Origin of the sequence: Arsenicibacter rosenii, assembly GCF_001870735.1 — a bacterium.
In the GTDB taxonomy this organism is placed as follows: Bacteria; Bacteroidota; Bacteroidia; order Cytophagales; family Spirosomataceae; genus Arsenicibacter; species Arsenicibacter rosenii.
On sequence record NZ_MORL01000184.1, the window covers coordinates 1 to 944 of the forward strand.

Below are 944 nucleotides of genomic sequence, written 5' to 3' on the forward strand. Positions count from 1 at the left end.
TTTACGATGACTGCCAGCAAGGACAGCGTAGCGGTAGGGGAGGAGTTTGAGCTGACGATTAAAGCGGAACTGCTGGATATACCCTCCAACCTGATGTTCTTTTTTGAGGAACAAAAGAGCTTCTCCCTGAAAGTGATCATGCCGGAAGGTTTTGTGCAGACGGGCGGGGATTATCACGATTACATCAGCGGTAAGCTGACGGGAGCCGCACCAACTGTTAGCTATACGATACGGGGGAAATATAACGAAACCCTCACCGGTAATTACTTTACACTTTTACGGGGCGGATACAATGCGACAAAGGCTGATCTGTTTACGAAAAAGCAGACGGTTTGCGTAAAATCAGCAAAAGCCAATGCAGCTTATCAGCAGTATGTGAGGAATGCGAGAGTAGCCGTATACTCAGAAGCACCTACGAATAAAACATGTGGCGATGGAATTAATGTGCAAAACTTTTATGTTGACGATCCTTGTATTAATAGAAATCAAGTAATCCCCTTCAGGGTTAAAGGGGAAAATACGAGTGGTTCATCAAAAAAAATCTACGTGTATTTATGCTTTAAAGATGAATCTTCCATATATGAACATGAAGAAACAGTGCCGCCAGGGAGCTTTTCTTTTGTAATCAATAGTACGATACCTCTGGCGCCAAATTGCTACACTACATTAAACAATTTTGTTCATGTACATTATGCTACTACACGCTTAAGTACAGCATGTGGAGGTCTTGCCGGTTACTGTGCATCGGAAGTGGTTGATTTAAACCTGCTATCAGCTTTTAATTTATCTCCGGCTAACTCAGTAACAAATGTAGGCGCAAATGTAACCTTAGCAACTAGTGGTTGTTCTGAACAGTTTGTTACATGGCAAGGCCCTAATAATGAGACTATCAATGGCCAGTACTATATCGTTGTTAATAAGCAAGTAGCAGGAATATATACATA

At 41.8% G+C, this 944-nt stretch carries 1 protein-coding gene; it reads left to right on the plus strand.

Translation table 11 applies throughout. From position 1 onward, the window contains the following. Positions 1 to 6: 6 nt before the first annotated feature. The coding region (locus BLX24_RS30700; RefSeq protein ID WP_143092955.1) for a hypothetical protein at positions 7 to 944 on the plus strand (938 nt) is incomplete at its 3' end.